This window comes from Streptomyces sp. NPDC060002, assembly GCF_042737245.1.
Lineage (GTDB): Bacteria > Actinomycetota > Actinomycetes > Streptomycetales > Streptomycetaceae > Streptomyces.
Genome location: NZ_JBHWUW010000003.1, coordinates 187146 through 207975, shown reverse-complemented (window position 1 = coordinate 207975; position 20830 = coordinate 187146). Strand labels below are relative to the sequence as shown.

Below are 20830 nucleotides of genomic sequence, written 5' to 3'. Positions count from 1 at the left end.
TCGCTCGCGTCCGGGGGTGCTCAGCCGGTGAAGCCGGCCGTGATCGAGGTGAACTGCCAGGTGCTCTGGCTGATGCCGGAGCAGTTGCTCACCACGCCACCGCCCGGGCAGGGCCGGTCGCGGTTGACGGCCCAGTACGCGAGCCGGGCGATGTGGTGGCTGTTGGACCAGTCACGGATCTGGGTCCAGATCGCCGGAGTGGTGTTCTCCTGCTGGTCCGACAGGCCGTTCATGCCGGAGATGCCGATGTGGGCGTAGGCGGTCGCGTCGTCCCAGCCGAAGGTGGACTTCAGCTTGTTCTTCAGCCCCTCCGTGGCGTTCACGGTGTTGCCGTACATGTCGGAACCGCCGCCGAAGTCGAACGGCATGATGGTGAAGACGTCGATGTCGGCGCCGAGCGACTTGGCCTGCTCGATGAGGCGGTTGCCGTAGTAGGTCGGCCCGGTCGTGGACGTTCCGAAGGTGACGATGGTCTTCAGGCCGGGGTTGTTGGCCTTGACCGTCTTCAGAGCGGTGAGGATCCGTGCCTGCACGGCCTCGTTCTCGAACTCGTCCGTGTTCTCGATGTCCATGTCGATCGCCTTGAGGGAGTAGGCGCCGATCACCTTCTGGAGCGCGGCCGCCAGCGCGCTCGCCGAGGAGCAGTTGGCGCCGAGCTTGCTGCCCTGCCAGCCGCCGAAGGAGGGCACGGTGTCACCGCCCGCCGAGCGCACCTGGTTGATGACGCTCTGGTCGACCCCGCCGGCCAGCGGCCGGTTGCTGTCCCACATCGGGTTGCAGCCGCCGCCGTCCAGCATGAACGCCATCGTGAACCACTTGATGCCGGTCGAGCTCATCACCGTGGACACGCTCGGCGGGTCGCCCCAGCCCTCGAACAGATAGGGCGCGGCCTGCTTGAACCCGGTCCCGCCCCCACCGCCCGCGTTCGTCGTGACACTCACGGAGTTGGAGGCCCCGGAGGTGTTCCCGGCCGCGTCGCGCGCCTTCACGGTGAAGGTGTACCCGGTGCTCGCGGACAGTCCGCTGACCGTGGCGGACGTGCCGGAGACGGTGAGCACGTCGGCGGACCCGCTGTACACGTCGTAGCCCGTGACGCCCACGTTGTCGGTGGCGGCGTTCCAGGACAGCGACACGCTGGAGGACGTCTTGCCGGTCGAGGTAAGCCCGCCGGGCGCGGTCGGCGCCTGGGTGTCGGATCCGCCCCCGCCGCCGGGCCCGTCCAGGCTGATGTCGTCGGCGTAGTAGGTGCCCTGGGCGTACCAGCCGTGGACGTAGATCGTGGCGCTGGTCTGCGAGGCCCCGGTGGTGAAGGACACCGACAGCCGGCCGTACGCCGACGGCGACGACGCCCATGTGGAGGCGCCGCCGTCGACGCCGAGGTAGACGTAGGAGCCGCGCACCCAGCCGGTCAGCGCGTACGTGGTGTTCGGCCGGACCGGGACGGTCTGGCCGCACTTGGCGATGTCGCTCGAGCTCACCGCCCCCGCGAGGGCCTTGGAGCCGCCGTGGGTGGGCGAGGAGACGACGGAGCCGAGGTTGCCGGTGCAGGACCAGGGCGAGAGGGCGCCCGACTCGAGACCGGGGTTGGTGAGGATGTTGGCCGCCTGAGCGGTGCCCGGCAGGGCCACGGCCCCGGCGAGGGCGAGAGCGGCGGTGCCGAGCAGGGCGAGGAAGCGACGCCATGGGCGTCCGAGGGATCTGGTGCGCACGCGATCTCCCTGAAGGAATGGGGGTGTTCGGGAGTGCAGGGGAGTGCAAGAGGGTGCGCGACAAAGTTGGTATGGACCAATCCGTCTGTCAAGGAGAGAGACGGAACTGGTCCATACCGGTGAGCGAAATATCCTTCTTGGTCTTCGTGCCCGGACGCTCCTGCCCGGTCGTGCCTAGAGCGGCAGTGCCTGCGCGGCGCCCGCCGTGGTCACCTCGACGGAGTCGGCGGGCGCGGGCACGGCCGGCAGCAGCGGCTCGGCGGTCTCCTCCACCCGCTGGTGCGGCAGCGTGACCGTGCGCAGCGGACGCGGCCCCGACACCACCGTGTAGTCCTGCCCCAGGAACGGCGGCACGATCTCGCCCGGGTCCTCGCCGAGCGCCAACTGCACCGCTGCCCAAGGGGCGTTGACGCCGCACAGCGAGAGCTGGTGGAGTCCGCCGGCCGGGCGGGTGTTGACGTCCATCAGGACCGGGCGGTCGCCGAACATCCGGAACTGGATGTTGGACAGGTAGTGCAGCCCGAAGCCCTCGGCGATGAGACGCGCCGGCTCCAGCCACTGCTCGTGCAGGGTGAACCCGCGGCGGCGTCCGTTCTTCGTCCTGCCGATGGCCATCCGCAGGATGTTGTCCGGGCCGGTGAGGCAGTCCACGGACACCTCCGGCTGCTCCAGGCGCGGCATGACCAGCCAGTCGATCTGCTCCTCGCCCTCTTCCTCGGCCCGCTTCAGCGCCTCGACGACCATGTCGAGCTGGACGTACGGGCTCGGGAAGCCGCTGAGGTGCATCAGCGAGAAGGGGGTGCGGGTGATCACCCGGAATCCGACCCCGCCCGCGCCGGACGCCGGCTTGAAGCACGCCCGGTGCCCGGCCTCTTCCAACTCCTCGACAGCGGACACGAGTTCGTCCGCCGTCCGGGCCCGGAACCACGGCGGCACGGGCACGCCGATCGCCTGCACGGCCTCGTACGCGATCACCTTGTCGTGGAAGACGGCGACGGCCTTTGGCGGCGGCGCCAGCAGGGCCGTGCCGATCGCGTCGAAGTCGGCCCGGTGCGCCACGACGGCCGCCTGGTGCAGCCGGGGCACGAACACGTCGATGCTGCGGCGCTTGCACTGTGCGAGGGCGTACTCGACGTACGCGGCCGGGGAGAGGCCCTCCGGCTCCAGCTCGGCGGTGTCGGCGGCCGCCAGTACGGGGGAGTCCGCGTCACCGTGCGTGGCGTGGATCTCGACCGCGCGGTCACTGGGATTTCGTCGCAGCTGATCCGAGAAGAACACGTTCTCCGCGTACGTGCGGTTGAGCCAGACGCGTACGCGAGAGACCATGCAGGCCGCCTTTCACGGTTCGCGGGCAGGGCAAAGCGGGCCCGGCCCGGGCAGGGGGATTGGTGGGTCACCAAACCGCCCTGCGGAAGGGACGTCCATGGCGGTGGTGTTGGGGCGATCATACGGCTTCCCGGGGGTGCGGCGTGCAACGCGCGTGTTACGGATTTTCCGATCTTGTTCACGTGAGGCGCATGTTCGGGTAGGGGCGCGCTACGGCGCAGGTGGGACCGTGTCCGGCCCCTGAGGGAGGCCCGATCCGACCTTGTACCGCACGCGTGAATGTGTTCTCGTGGTGGCACTGGTGTATTCGTGAGGATGCGGAGAGTGGGCTCGTGAGCGGGGGCGGAAGGTGACGTCGACGGCCGGTGGCGCCGGACAACTGCTGGCCGTCAGCGATCTCCACATCGGCTATCCGGAGAACCGCGCTCTGGTCGAGGCCATGGCCCCGGAGTCGGACGAGGACTGGCTGCTGGTCGCCGGCGACGTCTCGGAGAACGTGGCCGACATCCGCTGGGCGCTGAAGACCCTCGCCGGCCGTTTCCGCAGGGTCGTCTGGGTGCCCGGCAACCACGAGCTGTGGACCCATCCCACGGACCCGGTCACCCTGCGCGGGGTCGCCCGCTACGAGCACCTCGTCGAGGTCTGCCGCGACCTGGGTGTCACCACGCCCGAGGACCCCTACCCGGTGTGGGAGGGCCCCGGCGGCCCGGTGGTCGTCGCGCCGCTGTTCCTGCTGTACGACTACTCGTTCCTCCCGGCCGGCTGTGCCACCAAGGAGGAGGGGCTGGCCTACGCGGAGGGCACCGGCATCGTCTGCAACGACGAGTACCTGCTGCACCCCGACCCGTATCCGACCCGCGAGGCCTGGTGCCGGGCCCGCGTCGCCGAGACCGAGCGGCGGCTCGCCGAGATCCCCGACGGCCTGCCCGTCGTCCCCGTCAACCACTATCCGCTGCACCGGCACCCGATGGACGTGCTGTGGCACCCCGAGTTCGCCATGTGGTGCGGCACCGGGCTCACGGCGGACTGGCACCGCAGGTTCCGGATCGAGACCATGGTCTACGGCCATCTCCACATCCCGCGGACCACCTGGCACGAGGGCGTGCGCTTCGAGGAGGTGTCGGTGGGCTACCCCCGGGAATGGCGCAAGCGGACGCAGCCGCCGGGCCGGCTGCGCCGCATCCTGCCCAGGGAGGCCGGGACCGAGTGATCGAGGAGCTGTTGCCGGAGTCGGTGGTGGCGGTGGAGGCCTTCGGCGAGGAGGGCGTCCGCGAGTTCGGGAACGCGCCGCTGTACCCGCAGGAGGAGGCGCTGGTGGCCCGTGCGGTCGCCAAGCGCCGTCGCGAGTTCACCGTCGTACGCGCCTGTGCCCGGCGCGCCATGGAGAAGCTCGGCGTGCCCGCACAGGCCGTGCTGCCCGGCGAGCGCGGCGCCCCGCAGTGGCCGGACGGCCTGACGGGCAGCATGACCCACTGCGAGGGCTACTGCGCGGCCGCCCTCGTCCGGGCCGCCGACCTGGCGTCCCTCGGTATCGACGCCGAACCCCACGAGCCCCTTCCCGACGGCGTCCTGTCCGCCGTCGCCCTGCCCGCCGAGGTGGAGCGGCTCGGCGCGCTGGCCGCGGGGCGTCCCGAGGTGCACTGGGACCGGCTGCTGTTCAGTGCCAAGGAGTCCGTCTACAAGGCGTGGTTCCCCCTCACCCGCAAGTGGCTGGACTTCAGCGAGGCGGACATCGACCTCACCCACGCCACCGGCCCCGCCGGGGACGCGCACGGCGTCTTCCGCGCCCGGCTGCTGGTCCCCGGACCGGTGGTCGGCGGCCACCGGCTCGGGCACTTCGACGGCCGCTGGACCGTCCGGCGGGGGCTGGTGGCCACGGCGGTCACCGTGCACCACGGCTGAGGCGTCGACCGCCCTCCGGGGTCACCGGCCCGGGCACCAACCGTGCAGCAGCCGGAAGAACTCCTCCTCGTTGCCCGCCAGGCCCGCGGCGGCCAGCGCCTGTTCCGCCTCGGCCAGGACGGCGGGCGGGACCACCGGGGGCAGCCGGTCCTGCGGCGCAGCGGGGGCGCCGACGCCCTCGTCGTCCCCCTCGTCGCCGAAGGCGGCACGGACGGTGTGCAGCAGCCGCAGGTAGGCCTGGACGGCGGTGCGCTCGCGGTCGGTGAGTACGGCAGTGGGCATCGATCGGCTCTCCCCGTGTCGGCGTCGTGTCCCCCGCGCCCGACGGCGCGTACGCCCCCGTACGGCGGCGCACCCCCCAGCTTGCCGCCCACCACTGACAATCCGGCCTGACCCGACCTTGGTTCGCCCGCTTAGCGGAGGCGAAACCTCCTTGAAATCCCCTGGCGGAAAGGGGTTCTACGCTGAGGTGAAGGCTTTCGGCGGACGGCCGGCGGCCAGGGCGACAGGAGGCGAGCGGGTGGTCGATGTCCCGCAGTGGCGGCCGGCGCGCGGCACCCGGCTGCGCCCGGTGGGCGACGCGGAACTGGAGTTGCGGTACCGGGTCGTGCACGGTTACCGGCGTGCCTTCCGCATGGCCGGCGAGGGCCCGGCGCTGGTCCTCGTCCACGGCATCGGCGACTCCTCGCAGACCTGGGCCGAACTGATCCCCGACCTCGCCCGCACCCATACCGTCATCGCCCCCGACCTCCTCGGTCACGGCGCCTCCGACAAGCCCCGCGCCGACTACTCGGTGGCCGCGTACGCCAACGGTCTGCGCGATCTGCTCAGCGCGCTCGGCATCGAGTCGGCGACCCTGGTCGGGCACTCGCTGGGCGGCGGAGTGGCGATGCAGTTCGCCTACCAGTTCCCCGAGCGCACCGAACGGCTGATCCTCGTCAGCGCGGGCGGAGTCGGCCGGGAGGTCAACCCCGCCCTGCGGCTGGTCTCGCTGCCGGGCGCCCATCTGGCGCTGCCCGCCCTCCGGTTGCCCGGCGCACGCTTCCAGGTCGGCCTCGCCGTCGGTCTGATGAAACTGCTGGACACCGATCTCGGCCAGGACGCCCCCGACCTGCTCCACCTCGTCGACGCCCTGCCGGACGAGACCGCGCGCAACGCCTTCATCCGCACCCTGCGCGCGGTCGTCGACTGGCGCGGCCAGGTCGTCACGATGCTCGACCGCTGCTATCTGACGGCCGGCATGCCGACGATGCTGCTGTGGGGCGACCGGGACAGCGTGGTGCCCGTGCGGCACGCGTACGGCGCCCACGAGGCGATGCCCGGCAGCCGGCTGGAGATCTTCGAGGGAGCCGGCCACTTCCCGTTCCACAGCGACCCCGCCCGGTTCCGCGCCCTCGTCGAGGAGTTCACCCGCACCACGGCCCCGGCCGACTGGAGCCGCGACCACTGGCGCCGGCTGCTGCGCGAGGGCCGGCCCGGGACGGGGACGGCGGGTCCGCCGGACGGCGCGGCACGGAACCTGCGCGGGGCGAGCGAGCGCAGCGCCACCTGACGGCCGTGCAAGGGGGTCCGGGAGGCAGCTGCCCGGGCTTGCGGTCGGTCCAGTGCCCGGGCTTGCGGTCCAGCGCCCGGGAATGCGGTCCAGCGCCCGGGCAGGCTGGCCTACGGTCCCAGATAGCCGAGCGACGCCTCTATCCGGCCGGCCAGGTGGTCCCGCTGGCCCCGTTCCCGCGGTGACGAACCCGGCAGCCAGATACGGCACTTGCTGGCCAGCAGCAGGCCGAAGCTCTCGGCCTCCTTCTCGTCGGTCAGGTCGAAACGGGTGCGCGCGGCGACGCTGCGCACCGTCGCCTGGAGATCCGCCCCGTCGCTGAGCAGACGGGCCGCGACCGCGGCGCCCTCGACGTGGTGGCCGCAGTGGCCCGCCTTCATGTGCCACAGCTCGTGCCCCAGGATCACCAACTGATGTTCGGGCGCGGTGCGTTCCTCGATGACGACGAGGTCCTGGTCGGCCATGTCCAGCCACAGCCCGCTGGCCGTGTCGGCCGGGAAGGAGGCCATGCGGAAATGCACGGGGCGGCCGCGCCGTCTGCTCATCCCGGCGCACAGGGCGGTGTACAGGTCGGCCGGCACGGCGGGGGCCGGCAGGGTCAGTTCCGCGACCAGCTCGCCGCTGAGACGGCGCATTTCCCTCGCGATGCTCACAGTTCTCCCCCGGATCACGACTCGGGCCGCTTCACGCTCTCCAGGAGCATGTCCAGCCACTCGGCGACCTTGTCGCGGTGCTGGTCGGTGGGCAGCTGAGCGGCCCGCCACGCGATCCCGCGTACGCCGTGGTCCTGCAGCAGCCGCTCCAGCGGGTCCGCGGCGGCCGCGGCCGCCTCCCGCGCGGCGAGCTTCTGGAGCAGCTCCTGCTCGATGTGCTGCAGGGCTCCCGCGAGCGCCTCCGGGTCCTCGGCCGTGAGGAAGCCGGCGTGCACGCGGAAGAAGCGCTGGAGGGCGTCGCAGTGCTCCATCGTGGGCCGTCGGTCGCCGTTGATGAGGGCGCCCGCCTGCTGGCGCGACATGCCGGCGCCGTCGGCGATCTCCTGCTGGGTGTACCTACGGCCGTTCGGCTTGAGCCGGGTACGGCGCAGCAGGTCCAGGCGCTGCAGGAAGCGGGCCTGTACATCGGGCTCACCGGCGGGCCGGCCGCTGAGCAGGGCCTTGACCACCGACTCCGGGACACCGGAGGCGACGGACAGCCGCCCGGTGCCGAAGACCTCAGCGTGCGGCACGCCCAGCCGGTCGGCGAGCGCGGCGACCCGGGCGACGACGGCCGCCATCAGCACCGTCGCCGCGGCGCCCGGAACCTCGAAGCCATCCTCCGCCACCGACAGGTCTCCTAGGTCTCTCACGTCCCTCTCACAGGCACACGATCACCAATACTGACGGTCGCCGTGAACTGCGTGGAGGGTAACGGGTTTTTCGAACTCACATCCAGGTCTCGCCACAACTGTGGCCAATTTCAGCCGTCAACCAGCATGGAATGCCACGATAGTTGACACCGCTCGCGTCGGGGCAGCAGGATCGGGACGCCGCGTGAAGGCCGCATAGGCAAGAGGGGTGACCTCCCGATGGCATATCAGGCAGGAGGGCAGCGGTCCGCACCGCGGCCCGTCCCCGAGAGTCTCGAGGCCCAGGCGTATCTGCAGGACTACGCCACATACCTGGAGGCCGTCCCCTTCCCGTCCGTCGTCCTCGACCACCGCTGGGACGTCGTTCTCTCCAACGACGCTTTCGCGTCACTTTTCCGGGACGTGGGCCCGCATCCGACGGCCCTGCCCGGCGACAACTTCCTGCGTTTCGTCCTCTTCCATCCCGATGCCCCCTCGGTCCTCGGCGACCACGAGCCCGGCTGGTGCCTGCCGATGCTCGCCCGCTTCGCCGCGGCCATGGAGCGGCACGGTCACGACCACGGGCTCCAGGCGATCCGCCGCGACATCGCCCAGGATCCGATCATGGAGGCGGCCTACCGGCACGGGCTGCCGCACTGGATCCGCGCGGTCGGCGAGGAGGCCGTCGAGCACGACGGGGCGGTCCGGCCCCTGCTGCACCCCGACCCCCGCTGGGGCGCCACGGAGTGCCGCATCGTGGCCGACACCCCGAGGACTCTGCAGGAGATGGGGTACACCCGGCTGACGATGGTGCTGCGCGCCAACCGCCCGGCTCCCGTGCTCCGCAGAACGCGCGGCGCGCGCCGAACCGCGAGCCACCTCAGCGTGGTCCCGGCCTCCGAGGCCTGACCGGGCACCGTCGGCGTTCAGGTCGCCGACGGCGCCCTGGTCGGCACCGGGCGCACGGTCAGTGCGGGGGAGGCGTGTCCGACTTCGTGAGGCGGTCCACCGGAGTCCCGCGCTTCGCCGCCTGGACCTGCTCGTAGACATGGGTCCGCAGTTCCGCGAAGCGCGGGGCCACCCGTGTGTGCAACTGGTCGCGCTCCGGCGGGAGGTCGACCTTCAGCTGTTCCCGGACGACCGTCGGGGAGGCGGACAGGACGACGACCCGCTCACCGAGGTAGACGGCCTCGTCGATGTCGTGCGTGACGAACAGGATGGTGATCCCGCGTTCCCTCCAGAGTCCCCGGACCAGGTCCTCCAGATCGGCGCGGGTCTGCGCGTCCACCGCCGCGAACGGCTCGTCCATCAGCAGGACCCGGGGCTCGTGGGCGAGCGCCCGGGCGATCGCCACCCGCTGCTGCATCCCGCCCGACAGCTGCCACGGGTACGCGGAGACCGCGTCCTCCAGGCCGACCGAGCGGAGGGCGTCCATGACCAGCTCCCGCCGCCGCGCCTTGGACAACCCCTTCTGCTTCAGCGGAAGTTCGACGTTCGCGCCGACCCGCATCCACGGGAAGAGGCTCCGCCCGTACTCCTGGAAGACGAACGCCATGTCCGGCGGTGGTCCGGTCACCTTCCGGCCCTCCAGGAGCACTTCGCCGGAGGTCGGGGTGAGCAGCCCGGCCATGCACTTCAGCAGGGTCGTCTTGCCGCAGCCCGACGGGCCGACGAGACAGACCAGTTCACCCGCCTCGACGGTGAAGGTGAGGTCGCGCACCGCCTCGACCCGGCGTCCGGACCCCTCGTAGACCTTCCGCAGGCCGGACACAGCAAGACGCGGGTGCATGGAACGCCCTTTCGCGAGGGTCACGGGGACCGCCGGGTGGATGCGCGCAGACCGTGGTACCAGCCGAGCACCCGGCGCTCGACGACCTGCAGGAGCACCGACAGGACGAAGCCCAGGAGGCCGAGCACCAGGATTCCGGTCCACATGTCGGGTATGGCGAAACCCCGTTGGAACTGCACGATGGTGAAGCCGAGCCCGTTGCTCGCGGCGAACATCTCGCTGATGACCATTAGGATGATGCCGATCGACAGCGCCTGGCGCAGCCCCGCGAAGATCTGCGGGCTCGCCGACGGCAGCACCACGCCGCGCAACCGGGCGACGCCCGTGATGCCGTACGACCGTGCCGTCTCCGCCATCACCGGGTCCACCGCCCGCACGCCCTCGACCGTGTTGAGCAGGACCGGCCACACGCAGCCGCTCGCGATGACGACGACCTTCATGGTGTCGCCGATGCCCGCGAACAGCATGATGACCGGCACCAGGACGGGCGGCGGCACCGCCCGCAGGAACTCCAGGACCGGCTCGCACACCGCCCGCACCCGCCGGTAGGACCCGATGACCGTGCCCAGCGCGACCCCGACGACGGCAGCCGTCGCGTAGCCGCCGAGGAGCCGCAGCACGCTAGGCCGCACATCGGTGCGCAGCCGCTCCGCCGTCCACACGTCGGGGAAGGTCTTCAGGATCGTGCGCAGCGGCGGCCAGTACACGTTCGTGCTGTCGTCGGAGGCGATCCACCACGCGGCGAGCAGCACGGCCGGCAGGGCGAGCGTGAGAAGCAGCCGCCGCAGGACGCGCCGCCAGGCTCCCGACGCCGGCCGGAGCGGGGATGTCCCGGTCACACCGCCACCTCCCCGCGCACCGACTGGTGCCAGGCCAGTGCGCGCCGCTCCACCGTCCGGGCGCCCACGTTGATCAGCAGCCCCAGCACCCCGGTGACGACGATCAGGGCGTACATCTCGGGGACCGCCTGAGAAGTCTGCGCGACAGCGATGCGTGCGCCCAACCCCGGTGCCCCGATGACCAGTTCGGCGGTGATGACGAGGATCAGCGCGACGGCCGCGGCGAGCCGCACGCCGGTCATGACGTACGGCAGCGCGGTCGGCCACAGCACGTGCCGGACCCGCGCCCAGGTGCCGAGCCCGTAGGAGCGGGCGGTCTCCTCGGCGACCGGGTCGACGTCCTGGACGCCGTGCAGGACCTGGATCAGGATCTGCCAGAAGGAGGCGTAGACGACCAGCAGCAGGACCGAGCGCAGTTCGGTGCCGTACAGGAGCACGGCGAGGGGGATCAGGGCGACCGACGGGATCGGGCGCAGGAACTCGACGGTCGAGGCCGTCGCCTCGCGGAGACAGGGGACGACGGAGATCAGTACACCGGCCACGATCCCGGCTCCCACCGCGATCGCCAGACCGAGGGCCCAGGCGGTGAGGGTGTCGCCGAGCGCCGTCCAGAAGGCGGAGTCGGCGAGTTCGTCGCCGAGCGCCCCGGCGACGCGGCTGGTCGGCGGGAAGTAGGCCTCCTTGACCAGGCCGAGCCGCGGCACCGCCTCGCCCAGGGCGAGGAAGGCCGCGAGCCCGGCCGTACCGAGTGCGAGGTTCTCGCCTCTCACGGCAGCAGCTTCTCCAGGTCCGGGGTCGACTTGAAGAGTTTGTCCTGCTCGCCGAGCTTCTCCAGCGCCTCGATCGACGAACGGTTGGCCTCGGCGGGCCACTTGGGCAGTGTCACCTGCGCCAGCACCGCCGTCGGGATCTTGGTGTACGTGGTGACGATCTGCCGCACCTCGTCCGGGTGCGCGTCGGCGTAGGCGAGGGACTCCGCGGTGGCCTCCTGGAACTTCTTCACCAGGTCCGGGTTCTTCTGCGCGTACTGCGTGGAGGTGAAGTACATGGCGACGGTGAGGTCCGGGGCCACGTCCACCAGCGGCGAGGCGATCTCCACACCGCCCTGGCTCTTGACGGTCGCGAGGGCCGGTTCGACGACCATCGCCGCGTCGATCTGCCCGCTGTCCAGGGCGGCGGGCATCTGGTCGAAGGCCAGCTCGACGAACTTCACCCGGTCCGGGTCGCCGCCCGCCTTGCGCACCGACTCGCGCACCGCGGTCTCGTTGATGTTCTTGAGGGTGTTGATGGCGACCTTCTTGCCCTCCAGGTCCTTGGCGGACTTGAGCGGGCTGCCCTTCTTCACCGTGATCGCCCCGAAGTCCTTGCCCTGCACGCCCGTCGAGGCGATGCCGTTCGAAACGGCCTGCACGGGCACGTTGTTGGACTGCGCGACCAGCAGGGAGGTCATGTTGCTGAAGCCGAACTGGAACTGGCCGCTGACGACGCCGGGCACGATCGCCGCGCCGCCCTGCGCGGTGGTGATCGACAGCTTCAGGCCGTGCTTCTCGTAGAAGCCCTGCTCCACGCCCAGATAGACGGGCGCTACGTCGACGATGGGGATGAGTCCGAGTTTGACGGTCGTGGTGCCGGCGGACGACGAACTCCCGGTGGACGTACCGGAGTCGTCGGACGAGCCACAGGCCGCCGTGGCGAGCAGGAAGGTGCCGGCCGCGAGACCGGCGAACAGACGACGCAAGGCTCCTCCTGTGCAGAGAACGGGTGTTCCGACAGGCTGTGCGCACACCGCACAGTAGTGCTCAACTGGCGTGCAGGGAACGTAGAGCCCGCCGTCCGACGGGGTCAATGGGTTTAGCTGACGAAATTGTTGACAGTTGGGAGGGTGGTATGTCCATCCCGGCCCGAGCACCGCACTTCGTGAGGTCCTTCGAGCGGGGCCTCGCCGTGATCCGCTCCTTCGACGCCGCGCACCCCGCACGCACCCTCAGCGAAGTCGCCCGCGCCTGCGGGCTGCCCCGGGCGGCCGCCCGGCGCCTGCTGCTCACCCTCGTGGATCTCGGATACGTCCACGGCGACGGCCGGCTCTTCCGGCTCACCCCGCGGGTGCTGGAACTCGGCTACGCCTACCTGGCCGGCCTCACGCTGCCGCAGGTCGCCGAGCCGCATCTGGAGCACCTCGTCGTACAGGTGAAGGAATCCTCTTCGCTGTGCGTCCTGGACGGCGACGACATCGTCCACATCGCCCGGGTGCCGACCGCCCGCATCATGTCGGCCGTCGTCACGGTCGGCACCCGCTTCCCGGCGCACGTCACCTCGGTGGGCCGGGTGATGCTCGCAGCCCTTGCGGACGCCGAGCTCGAACTCCGCCTGAACCGGGCGGAGCTGCGCCCGCTCACCGCACGGACGCTGGTCGCGCCGGAGGATCTGCGGGCGGAACTGAAACGGGTACGGCGGCAGGGGTACGCCCTGGTCGACCAGGAACTGGAGGAGGGGCTGCGGTCGGTGGGCGCCCCGGTGCGCGGCCGGGACGGCGCGGTGGTGGCCGCCGTGAACATAGCCGTCCACGCCGGCCGCACCTCGGTGGCCGCCGTCCGCCGGGATCTGCTGCCGCCGTTGCTGGCGGCCGTGGCACGGATCGAGGCCGACCTGCGGATCACCGACCCGACAGGAGCCGCCGCCACACCTCCCGTCGCCGGCCCGGCGAGAGGCGCCGCCGCCCCTCGGATCACAGATCCAGGACCAGCTTGCGCCCCCGGCACCGGGACACGCAGATCATCATCGTCTCCCCGGCCTCCCGCTCCTGCGGGCTGAGGACGGAGTCCCGGTGCTCCGGCGTGCCCTCGAGCACGTCGGTCTCACAGGTGCCGCAGGTGCCCTCCGCGCAGGAGTAGAGCACCTCGACCCCCGCCGCGCGCACGGTGTCCAGCACGGACACGCCCGCCGCGACGGTCAGGGTCCGGCCGCTCTGCGCGAGCTCGACCTCGAACTCACCGTCCTGACCGCCGGGTTGTTCCCTCGCCTGGAACCGTTCGACCTGGAGCGCGTCGGCCGGACAGCGCTCCTGCACGGCGTCCAGCAGCGGGCCCGGGCCGCAGCAGTAGACGAGGGTGCCCTCGGGCAGCGCGTCGAGCACGGAACCGAGGTCGAGCAGACCGCTCTCGTCCTGCGGGGCGACGGTGACCCGGTCGCCGTACCGCGCCAACTCCCCGGCGAACGCCATGGAGGCCCGGGTGCGGCCGCCGTAGAGAAGGCTCCACTCGGCGCCCGCCGCCTCGGCCGCAGCGAGCATCGGCAGGATCGGGGTGATCCCGATACCGCCCGCGACGAAGCGGTAGCGGGCTGCCGGGCGCAGCGCGAAGTGGTTGCGCGGGCCGCGCACCCGAACCTTGTCGCCCGGCCTCAACTGCTCGTGCACCAGGGCGGATCCGCCCCGCCCGGCCGGCTCGCGCAACACCGCTATCCGCCACGCGGACCGGTCGGCCGGATCGCCGCACAGCGAGTACTGGCGCTCCAGCTCCGGGCCGAGGACGAGGTCCACATGGGCGCCCGGCTCCCAGACCGGGAGCGGCTCGCCCAGCGGGTGGCGCAGGGTGAGGGCGAGCACCCCGTCGGCGGCGAACTCGCGGCTCGCGACGACCAGTTCGGCTTCGTACACGTTCATGAGTCGTTTCCTCGCGGCCGGTGTCCTTCGGGGTGGCCGAGCATCCACTCCCACATCTCGACCGGGTCCTGCGAGGTGTGCTCGGCGCCGCAGTGACAGATGCCGTGCAGCACGTCGGTGCCCGGCAGCCAGTCGATGCGGTAGATCTCGCCGGTGGGACCCGTGCTCACAGGACCTTCTCCGCGGGCTTGTCGCCCTCCTCCACCAGCCGGGCGAGGATCCGGCGCGCGGCCAGGCCGCCGGTGTCGATGTTGATGCTCAGCTCCTGGTAGCCGGTGCGTTCCGAACCGAGCGTGCGCTGCAGGAGGTTGAGCGCGTCGACGTCCTGCATGACCACCGTGTGGTTGTTGCCCCGCAGGAACGCGGTGACCTCGTCGTCGTCCGTCGCCCAGTCCCGCGAGACCATCCAGAAGTCGTACACCTTGCCGTCGGCGGACGGCGTGATCGCATAGGTGATCTCGGTGTGGAAGCCGTTCGGGTCGCTGCCGTCGGCCTCGGGCAGGACGCCCACGGGCGCGATCCGGCTGTGCAGCAGGTACAGACAGGGCGCGTGGTACTCGATGTCCTGCCAGCGGGTGATCCGGCCCTCGATACCGGTCGAACGGGCGTAGAACGGCGGGCACTCGGCGTCGGCCATGTGCCGGCTCACCCGCACGATCCCCGCGCCCTCGTCGACCTCGGTGGTGATCGGCGTCTCGGCGACCTCGGGGGTGCCGATGTAACCGCCGTGCAGATACGTCTCGTGGGAGAGGTCGAGGAGGTTGTCGACGAGCAGCCCGTAGTCCGCGTCGATGGGCTCCATGCCCTGGACGGTGGTCCAGCCGGGGGAGTCGAGGTGCCGGGCACGCGGGATCGTCCGTGGGTCGGCGAGCCCCGGGTCACCGATCCACACCCACACCAGGGAGTCCTGCTCGACCACCGGGTAGGAGGTGACCCGGGCGGTGCGCGGGATGCGTTTCTGCCCCGGCACGTACACACAGGCGCCGGTCGTGTCGTACGTGAAGCCGTGGTAGCCGCACACGATGCGGTCGCCGTCGAGCCGGCTCTCCGACAGCGGGAAGCGGCGGTGCACACAGCGGTCGTGCAGTGCGACGGGCGTCCCGTCCTCCTCCGTCCGGTAGAAGACGAGCGGCTCGCCCAGAATCGTCCGCCCGAGCAACTCCTCGCGCCCGACCTCCGTGCTGTAGGCGGCGACGTACCACTGGTTCCTGGCGAATGCGGTGGTGTGCGGCATCGTTGCGGCTCCCGTCTCTGGTGGTGGTCGCATCGTCGGGGCGGCCGTCACGGGGGCGCAATACGGCTTCCGTCTCGCGGAAGGGCCGGTGTAAAAGGCCTGTTCAGAGGTTTGATCTGGATGCGCCCCGGAGGCCGACCCCAGCGGAATGCGTAGCCGTGCCTTGTGTTCCACGCCTACGAATCGTGTTGCTGCAGGAGTTCGTGCTCGTCGCCGTGGCCGATGTGGAGGTAGGCGAGGTGGACAGCGGGAGGGCCCGCAGGAGGTGCAGAACCTCATGCCGGAGCGGGGGAGACTTCGGTAAGAGGGGCTGGAATCAGCTGCTCCGCCCAGATGACCTCGCCTTCGCGGTTGTGCCGTGTGCCCCAGTGTTCGGTGACTTGGGCGACGAGGTGCAGGAGCATCGCGACAGGCGCGGTGACGGTTGCACCGTCGCGGCCCTCAGCGGCGACGGTGCCCGTCAACCAGCGGACATCGAAACAGAGTTCGGGGCAGGGATCGGACTGACCGGGCACCGGCTCGACGCGGCCGAAGCGCTGTACACGGGGCGGCCACGCACTTCGTCCCCGCGGACGGGCTCGACGCGGTCGGCGATGCCCTGGCCGACAACCCCTGGCGACCCGGTGGATGTCGTCCTCAACCGCCTCGCCGGCCGCTCCCCGGTGGGGGCGAGCAGACCGGCGCAGGTACGCGGGGACGTGGACTGGGCGTTTGGCGCGCCGACCCTCGGCGAGATCGAGAAACGCCTGCGCCGCCTCGGCACCCCCTGGGCGGCAGCCGCGCCGGCCGCCTTGGAGTCCGCCTCGCGGCGGAGCCTGGAGATCACGCACGCCCTGCTGGCCCGGGGCAGGCGGCGCACCGTGCGCGAGTGCCTGGGCCACGAACTGGCCCTCACGCGCACGACCATCCGCACGCCGGACTTCGTGGAGGGCGTCCGTGGCGGCCCTGGTCGACAAGGACCGCACTCCCGACCGGCAACGTACGTCGCTCGACGGACGGACGCTGCCGCCCTGAGCATGTCTGCCCACGCACGCGTGGCGGTCCGTCCGCCGTGATCACACTCCTGACACGCAACGGGTGCGTGGGCTTGACCACGGCTCGGGTCGGCGTAGAACCGTGTGGCGCGCTGCGTCGCGAGCCGTACGGCGTGCGGAACGGCACCGAGACGCCTGCGGCGGCGGCTCTCCGCGACCGTAGGCGCCATGGGACCGCCTACGGCGTCGTCGCTCCCTCCGGTGACCGTGCCGGACGGAGGGTCGGCGGCCCGGCCTGGTCTCAGCCGTGGTCGGGCACCATCGAGACCACGACCTTGCCGGCCTTGGTGCGGCCCTGCTCGACGTGTGCCATCGCTTCGAGTGTCTGGTCGAAGGGGAAGGTGCTGTCGATGACCGGGCGGAGTTTCCCGCTGTCGTAGAGGGCGCCGAGTTTGCGCAGCTGGGAGCCGTCGGCCTGCATGAAGAAGAACTGGTAGCGCACGCCCAGGGCCTCGGCCCGCTTACGGATCTTGCGACTGAGCGTGTTCATGACCAGGCCCAGGAAGGAGGGGGCGCCGAGCTGCTCGGCGAAGCCGGCGTCCGGCGGACCGACGACACTGATGGCCAGGCCGCCGGGCTTCAGCACGGTCAGCGACTTCTCGAGGTTCGCCCCGCCCAGGGAGTCCAGCACCAGGTCGTAGCCGGACAGTACCTTCGAGAAGTCCTCCTGGGTGTAGTCGACGACGACGTCGGCGCCGAGGCTCCTGACCAACTTCTCGGTCTCGGTGTTCGTGGTCGTCGCCACGGTGGCGCCGAGGTGCTTGGCGAGCTGGATGACTGTCGAGCCGAGGCCACCGGCACCGGCGTGGATGAGCACCTTCTGACCCGGCTTCACGTGGGCACGGTCGACGAGGACCTGCCAGGCGGCCAGGGCCACCAGCGGAACCGCGGCTGCCTCTTGGAGGGTGAGGGAGGCCGGCTTGGGCGCGACGTCGTCCATGTCGATCGCGATGAACTCCGCGAAACCGCCGATCCGCAGGTCGCGCGGACGGGCGTATACCTCGTCGCCGACTGTGAGGCCGTGTACGGCGGAGCCGACCCGCGTCACGACGCCGGCCACGTCGTGACCGAGCACGAACGGACGCTTGTACTTCAGGAGCTGCCTGAACTCCCCGTTGCGGACCATTTTGTCCAGCGGGTTGATGCTGGCGGCGCTCACTCTGACCAGGACGTCGCGGTCTCCGACCGTGGGCTCGGGTACTACTGCGGCGCGCGCGCCGTCCTTGCCGTACTCCTCGACGACGAATGCCTTCATGCCGGCCGCCTTTCTGCGTGGGTCTTCCGGTAGTCGATTTGATTCTTCGCGCAGGTCCCCCTGCGCGCCCGTTTCTCGCATGCGGCCGGGTTGAGGTGCTGGGCATGACGCTACCTACTGAGTATAGAAAAGTAAACTCAGCTAGGACTGGGGTCACCCCCATGGACGCGGAGGACCGAAGCTCTTCAGGACGCCGGCATGGACCCCCGTCTCGACCGGGACATGTCGAACTGCTCGATTGCCCGGACCCTTGAGGTCGTCGGTGAGAAGTGGACGATCCTGATCCTGCGCGAGGTCTGGTACGGCTCGTCCCGTTTCAGCGACTTCGAACCCGTCCTCCGCTGTCCTCGCAACCTCCTCGCGGCGCGGCTCCGGATGCTGGTGAGGAAGGGATCCTGGCCACCGAGACCTACAAGGAACCAGGCTCGCGGAGCCGGCCGAAGTACGTGATCACGCCCAAGGGCATGGCCCTCGTCCCGGCGGTGATGGGGCTCCCGCGGTGGGGCGACCGCTACCGCGCCCATCCGGAGGGTCCGGCCGTACTGGCGCCGGCACCGCGGATGCGGCGCGCACGTCGACGCCCGGATCCGCTGCGAACGAGGCCACGCCGTGCGGGCGGAAGACATCGAGAGCGTCACCGGCCCTGCATTTCGCGTGAGGCCCGCCGGGTGAGCTGAGCGCGGTTGCGCCAGGAGCTCGCGGTGGCTCGGTCTGCCGGTGGGTTCGGTCTGCCGGGGTGTGCCCACTCCGTCTGGCCGCGGGCCTGGTGGAGGCGGACCTTGGTGCGCGGTCGCCGTAGCGGGACACGGAGCGCCGGCGGCGGTTGTGGGCGGGGAGCGGTCCAGGAAGCGCAGGGCGCACATGCCCGCTCACCCGTGGCGTCGGCCCCGGTCGAATGACCCGTGTTCAGGATTCCGGGTCAAGGCCTTGTGATGCGGTCAGGGCTTTGTGGGCCGATTCCAGGATCTTCTCCGACAGTTCTGTGCCCGCAGTGGCCCGGGCAAGCAGGATCGCGCCGACCAGAGTGGCCACCACGGGAAGGCCGTCGGTGGCGTCGGTAGACAGCCACGCGGCGAATTCCTGGACACCGGCTGCGTACGTTTCGCGCACCTCCCCGGCTGTGGGCTCGCGAGCCATGTCCCCCGCGAACCCCGCCGTGGGACAACCGGTGCCGGGCTGGTCGCGGTGCTCGGCCGACAGGTAGAAGTCGACGAGGGCGCCGCGCGCGATGTCGTGATCGCCGTGGGCCGTATCGAACTCCGCCAGGAGTAGGTCAAGGTCCCCGAAGGCGGCTTGAGCCGCCTCGGCCACCAGGGCTTCCTTGGAGGGGAACTGCTTGTAGAAGCCGCCCGTGGTCAGCCCGATGGACTTCATCAGATCGGCGACGCTGATGCCGTTCACGCCGCGCTCCCGGAAGAGCTGGGAGGCCGCGGCGACCGCGCGCCTGCGGTTCTCGAGCGCTTGTGCTTGCGAAACGCGACTCATCAGGCACCTGCCCACGATAGATAGTAAAGTGCATCTATCGTACGCGAAGTGTCGGCGGGCGGCCGCAGCGCCCCTCTTTCCGTACGGCTCTCTCTCGTCGCAAGGCGAGGAGCTCGTGGGCCGCATCCGGACCGGCGGCGACTTCCGACCGTGCGATGCCTGCGTTCCCGGGTGCGGTTGAGAGCAGACGCCGATGCGAAAGCTCGTGGAGCGCATGTACAGCGGCTGACGGAGCCTTTCAGCACCTCTGGCGACAAGTGGGCCCCGTCCCTGGGCTCGTGAGTCCAAACGCGGTAAGCCGAGGGGCTGTCGAGCCGAGGGCCGCGCTGCTCGCCCCTCAGTGGCCGGGGGTGATCCGACGCTGGTTGGAGGCGGATCACGTCGTGCTCGGCGGGTGTGCGGCATGCGTGTCTGCGCAGGGGTGTCGTTCGCCGTGCCCGCGCGCTCGTCGTGAGGGCGGTACACGAAACCGTCCACGCCGACCATGCGCCCGAGGAGTCCCCATCCGGATCTGATCGACTGTCGACCCTGTGGCCCCGCGCTTGCGCGTCGAGCAGTCTCCGACCGCGGGCGGTGGCCGACGGCGTCGGGGCCGTTGACTGGACCGCTTTAGATATCTATCGTAATCTAAAGCGAGGCCGACGCTTCGGCCCCACTCATCCGCCAGACCAGAAATGAGATCCACCCCATGACCACGCAGAACAAGACCGCTGTCGTCACCGGCGCGTCCGCCGGCCTGGGTACCGCCTACGCGCAGCGGCTTGCCGACCGGGGCTACGACCTGATCCTCGTGGCCCGGAACACTGCGCGGCTGGAAACGCTGGCGTCGGACATCCGCAGCCGTACGGGCCGCGCAGTGGACGTCGTCACCGCCGACCTCACCGATGCGGCGCAGATCTCCGTGGTCGAGGAGCGTCTGCGGACGGACGAGAGCATCGCGATACTGATCAACAACGCCGGCGGGGGGCTGTTCGCCCCGCTGGCAACCTCCGACGCCGCGGCCTCCGAGGCACTGATCAACCTCAACGTGACCTCGCTGACCAGGCTGACCACCGCGGTCCTGCCGGGCCTGACGGCCCGCGGGCACGGCACCGTGGTGAACATCTCCTCTGCCCTGGCTCTCAACATCCTGCCCGTCAGCGCCGTCTACAGCGGCACCAAGAGCTACGTGCTGACGTTCACCCAGGCCCTGCAGCAGGAACTCGCCGAGAGCCCCGTCACGGTGCAGGCCGTGCTGCCGGGCGCTGTCCGCACGGAGTTCTGGGACGGCTCCGGCGCCGACCTCGGGGCGTTCCCCGATGAGTGGATCATGAGCGCGGACGACGTCGTCGACGCGGCGCTCGCCGGCCTCGACGCCGGGGAGCCCGTCACCATCCCGTCACTGCCGCAGATCAGCGACTGGGAGTCGTTCGAGAAGGCGCGTCAGACGCTCGTGCCGAACCTGTCGCTGAGGGTCCCGGCCGATCGCTACCGTGGCTGACCGCCGCTCCGACGCCGGTGCGGGAGTCCTTTTGTGACAACGGTGCGGCCGCTGCCGCACACGACCGATGCGTCCTGGGGCGTGGGTGAGGACCGACGCACTCGGCGTCCTTTCTGGACGGACAGCCGGGGCCCAGCCCTCCATTGGCGGCGGCCGCGTCCGCGGCAAGCTCCTCCGCACCGTCGACTGCCCCGCCGCGCGGTCTGCCTTCCACGGTGGAAGGTCACCAGGCCCGTCCCG

General features: G+C 70.8%; 22 protein-coding genes. 8 read left to right on the top strand and 14 right to left on the bottom strand.

What is annotated here, in order from left to right:
• Nucleotides 1–20 precede the first annotated feature (20 nt).
• A complete protein-coding gene (locus ACFWBD_RS04715; RefSeq protein WP_385662619.1) occupies nucleotides 21–1709 on the bottom strand; it encodes a fibronectin type III domain-containing protein in 1689 nt (562 codons plus the stop codon).
• 174 nt (nucleotides 1710–1883) lie between these two features.
• Nucleotides 1884–3035, bottom strand: a complete 1152-nt coding sequence (locus tag ACFWBD_RS04710) for an ATP-grasp domain-containing protein (protein ID WP_385662616.1) — start codon at nucleotides 3033–3035, stop codon at nucleotides 1884–1886.
• 349 nt (nucleotides 3036–3384) lie between these two features.
• Here ACFWBD_RS04710 and ACFWBD_RS04705 point away from each other — a divergent pair, with 349 nt between their 5' ends.
• On the top strand, nucleotides 3385–4245 hold the full coding sequence (locus tag ACFWBD_RS04705) for a metallophosphoesterase family protein (RefSeq protein ID WP_385662613.1): 861 nt from the start codon (nucleotides 3385–3387) through the stop codon (nucleotides 4243–4245).
• Entirely contained in the window at nucleotides 4242–4937 is a 696-nt protein-coding gene (locus ACFWBD_RS04700) for a 4'-phosphopantetheinyl transferase (RefSeq protein WP_385662610.1), read from the top strand. Before ACFWBD_RS04705 ends, ACFWBD_RS04700 begins: the two co-directional genes overlap by 4 nt.
• Nucleotides 4938–4958: 21 nt before the next feature.
• On the opposite strand, the gene ACFWBD_RS04695 is transcribed toward ACFWBD_RS04700, so the two are convergent.
• Complete coding sequence (locus tag ACFWBD_RS04695; RefSeq protein ID WP_385662607.1) at nucleotides 4959–5219, bottom strand: hypothetical protein; 261 nt, start codon at nucleotides 5217–5219, stop codon at nucleotides 4959–4961.
• A 238-nt stretch (nucleotides 5220–5457) separates the two neighbouring features.
• Here ACFWBD_RS04695 and ACFWBD_RS04690 point away from each other — a divergent pair, with 238 nt between their 5' ends.
• A complete protein-coding gene (locus tag ACFWBD_RS04690; protein ID WP_385662604.1) occupies nucleotides 5458–6489 on the top strand; it encodes an alpha/beta fold hydrolase in 1032 nt (343 codons plus the stop codon).
• A gap of 110 nt (nucleotides 6490–6599) precedes the next feature.
• Here the strand turns inward: ACFWBD_RS04690 and ACFWBD_RS04685 are convergent, their stop codons facing one another.
• Both ACFWBD_RS04685 and ACFWBD_RS04680 read right to left on the bottom strand, forming a co-directional pair.
• A complete protein-coding gene (locus tag ACFWBD_RS04685; protein ID WP_385662874.1) occupies nucleotides 6600–7124 on the bottom strand; it encodes a toxin-antitoxin system, toxin component in 525 nt (174 codons plus the stop codon).
• 32 nt (nucleotides 7125–7156) lie between these two features.
• Nucleotides 7157–7762: a helix-turn-helix domain-containing protein gene (locus ACFWBD_RS04680; protein ID WP_385662872.1), complete on the bottom strand. Its 606-nt coding sequence runs from the start codon at nucleotides 7760–7762 to the stop codon at nucleotides 7157–7159.
• A gap of 291 nt (nucleotides 7763–8053) precedes the next feature.
• Here ACFWBD_RS04680 and ACFWBD_RS04675 point away from each other — a divergent pair, with 291 nt between their 5' ends.
• Complete coding sequence (locus tag ACFWBD_RS04675; protein WP_385662600.1) at nucleotides 8054–8722, top strand: hypothetical protein; 669 nt, start codon at nucleotides 8054–8056, stop codon at nucleotides 8720–8722.
• A 58-nt stretch (nucleotides 8723–8780) separates the two neighbouring features.
• Here ACFWBD_RS04675 and ACFWBD_RS04670 read toward each other — a convergent pair whose 3' ends face one another.
• The 4 genes from ACFWBD_RS04670 to ACFWBD_RS04655 are packed head-to-tail and all read right to left on the bottom strand — an operon-like array spanning nucleotide 8781 to nucleotide 12179.
• The gene (locus ACFWBD_RS04670; RefSeq protein WP_385662597.1) at nucleotides 8781–9602 is read right to left on the bottom strand and encodes an ABC transporter ATP-binding protein; all 822 of its coding nucleotides are present in this window, start codon (nucleotides 9600–9602) and stop codon (nucleotides 8781–8783) included.
• A 20-nt stretch (nucleotides 9603–9622) separates the two neighbouring features.
• On the bottom strand, nucleotides 9623–10441 hold the full coding sequence (locus tag ACFWBD_RS04665) for an ABC transporter permease (protein WP_385662595.1): 819 nt from the start codon (nucleotides 10439–10441) through the stop codon (nucleotides 9623–9625).
• The gene (locus ACFWBD_RS04660; protein ID WP_385662593.1) at nucleotides 10438–11211 is read right to left on the bottom strand and encodes an ABC transporter permease; all 774 of its coding nucleotides are present in this window, start codon (nucleotides 11209–11211) and stop codon (nucleotides 10438–10440) included. Before ACFWBD_RS04660 ends, ACFWBD_RS04665 begins: the two co-directional genes overlap by 4 nt.
• Nucleotides 11208–12179: an ABC transporter substrate-binding protein gene (locus ACFWBD_RS04655; protein WP_385662590.1), complete on the bottom strand. Its 972-nt coding sequence runs from the start codon at nucleotides 12177–12179 to the stop codon at nucleotides 11208–11210. Before ACFWBD_RS04655 ends, ACFWBD_RS04660 begins: the two co-directional genes overlap by 4 nt.
• A 149-nt stretch (nucleotides 12180–12328) precedes the next feature.
• Here ACFWBD_RS04655 and ACFWBD_RS04650 point away from each other — a divergent pair, with 149 nt between their 5' ends.
• Nucleotides 12329–13252, top strand: a complete 924-nt coding sequence (locus ACFWBD_RS04650) for an IclR family transcriptional regulator C-terminal domain-containing protein (RefSeq protein ID WP_385662587.1) — start codon at nucleotides 12329–12331, stop codon at nucleotides 13250–13252.
• Here the strand turns inward: ACFWBD_RS04650 and ACFWBD_RS04645 are convergent.
• The 3 genes from ACFWBD_RS04645 to ACFWBD_RS04635 are packed head-to-tail and all read right to left on the bottom strand — an operon-like array spanning nucleotide 13167 to nucleotide 15336.
• Complete coding sequence (locus tag ACFWBD_RS04645; protein WP_385662584.1) at nucleotides 13167–14102, bottom strand: PDR/VanB family oxidoreductase; 936 nt, start codon at nucleotides 14100–14102, stop codon at nucleotides 13167–13169. The two genes, ACFWBD_RS04650 and ACFWBD_RS04645, sit on opposite strands and share 86 nt — an antisense overlap.
• On the bottom strand, nucleotides 14099–14272 hold the full coding sequence (locus ACFWBD_RS04640; RefSeq protein ID WP_385662581.1) for a hypothetical protein: 174 nt from the start codon (nucleotides 14270–14272) through the stop codon (nucleotides 14099–14101). The genes ACFWBD_RS04645 and ACFWBD_RS04640 overlap by 4 nt, the downstream gene beginning before the upstream one ends.
• A complete protein-coding gene (locus ACFWBD_RS04635; RefSeq protein ID WP_385662579.1) occupies nucleotides 14269–15336 on the bottom strand; it encodes a Rieske 2Fe-2S domain-containing protein in 1068 nt (355 codons plus the stop codon). The genes ACFWBD_RS04640 and ACFWBD_RS04635 overlap by 4 nt, the downstream gene beginning before the upstream one ends.
• On the opposite strand from ACFWBD_RS04635, the gene ACFWBD_RS04630 reads away from it, so the two are divergent.
• Entirely contained in the window at nucleotides 15318–16391 is a 1074-nt protein-coding gene (locus ACFWBD_RS04630) for an enoyl-CoA hydratase/isomerase family protein (protein ID WP_385662576.1), read from the top strand. The two genes, ACFWBD_RS04635 and ACFWBD_RS04630, sit on opposite strands and share 19 nt — an antisense overlap.
• Before the next feature lie 220 nt (nucleotides 16392–16611).
• Here the strand turns inward: ACFWBD_RS04630 and ACFWBD_RS04625 are convergent, their stop codons facing one another.
• Complete coding sequence (locus ACFWBD_RS04625; protein WP_385662574.1) at nucleotides 16612–17625, bottom strand: NADP-dependent oxidoreductase; 1014 nt, start codon at nucleotides 17623–17625, stop codon at nucleotides 16612–16614.
• 198 nt (nucleotides 17626–17823) lie between these two features.
• Between ACFWBD_RS04625 and ACFWBD_RS04620 the strand changes: the two genes are divergently transcribed.
• Nucleotides 17824–18075: a winged helix-turn-helix transcriptional regulator gene (locus ACFWBD_RS04620; protein WP_385662571.1), complete on the top strand. Its 252-nt coding sequence runs from the start codon at nucleotides 17824–17826 to the stop codon at nucleotides 18073–18075.
• Nucleotides 18076–18531: 456 nt separating this feature from the next.
• On the opposite strand, the gene ACFWBD_RS04615 is transcribed toward ACFWBD_RS04620, so the two are convergent.
• Nucleotides 18532–19110, bottom strand: a complete 579-nt coding sequence (locus ACFWBD_RS04615; RefSeq protein WP_385662569.1) for a TetR/AcrR family transcriptional regulator — start codon at nucleotides 19108–19110, stop codon at nucleotides 18532–18534.
• Between the two features lie 688 nt (nucleotides 19111–19798).
• Here ACFWBD_RS04615 and ACFWBD_RS04610 point away from each other — a divergent pair.
• Complete coding sequence (locus ACFWBD_RS04610; RefSeq protein WP_385662566.1) at nucleotides 19799–20590, top strand: SDR family NAD(P)-dependent oxidoreductase; 792 nt, start codon at nucleotides 19799–19801, stop codon at nucleotides 20588–20590.
• Nucleotides 20591–20830: the final 240 nt, after the last annotated feature.

Coding starts and splice junctions, on each gene's coding strand:
- ACFWBD_RS04620 (WP_385662571.1), top strand. CDS start 17,824: ATGGACCCCCGTCTCGACCGGGACATGTCGAACTGCTCGATTGCCCGG.
- ACFWBD_RS04625 (WP_385662574.1), bottom strand. CDS start 17,625: ATGAAGGCATTCGTCGTCGAGGAGTACGGCAAGGACGGCGCGCGCGCC.
- ACFWBD_RS04670 (WP_385662597.1), bottom strand. CDS start 9,602: ATGCACCCGCGTCTTGCTGTGTCCGGCCTGCGGAAGGTCTACGAGGGG.
- ACFWBD_RS04710 (WP_385662616.1), bottom strand. CDS start 3,035: ATGGTCTCTCGCGTACGCGTCTGGCTCAACCGCACGTACGCGGAGAAC.
- ACFWBD_RS04635 (WP_385662579.1), bottom strand. CDS start 15,336: ATGCCGCACACCACCGCATTCGCCAGGAACCAGTGGTACGTCGCCGCC.
- ACFWBD_RS04675 (WP_385662600.1), top strand. CDS start 8,054: ATGGCATATCAGGCAGGAGGGCAGCGGTCCGCACCGCGGCCCGTCCCC.
- ACFWBD_RS04615 (WP_385662569.1), bottom strand. CDS start 19,110: ATGAGTCGCGTTTCGCAAGCACAAGCGCTCGAGAACCGCAGGCGCGCG.
- ACFWBD_RS04685 (WP_385662874.1), bottom strand. CDS start 7,124: ATGCGCCGTCTCAGCGGCGAGCTGGTCGCGGAACTGACCCTGCCGGCC.
- ACFWBD_RS04610 (WP_385662566.1), top strand. CDS start 19,799: ATGACCACGCAGAACAAGACCGCTGTCGTCACCGGCGCGTCCGCCGGC.
- ACFWBD_RS04645 (WP_385662584.1), bottom strand. CDS start 14,102: ATGAACGTGTACGAAGCCGAACTGGTCGTCGCGAGCCGCGAGTTCGCC.
- ACFWBD_RS04680 (WP_385662872.1), bottom strand. CDS start 7,762: ATGGCGGCCGTCGTCGCCCGGGTCGCCGCGCTCGCCGACCGGCTGGGC.
- ACFWBD_RS04650 (WP_385662587.1), top strand. CDS start 12,329: ATGTCCATCCCGGCCCGAGCACCGCACTTCGTGAGGTCCTTCGAGCGG.
- ACFWBD_RS04630 (WP_385662576.1), top strand. CDS start 15,318: ATGCGGTGGTGTGCGGCATCGTTGCGGCTCCCGTCTCTGGTGGTGGTC.
- ACFWBD_RS04695 (WP_385662607.1), bottom strand. CDS start 5,219: ATGCCCACTGCCGTACTCACCGACCGCGAGCGCACCGCCGTCCAGGCC.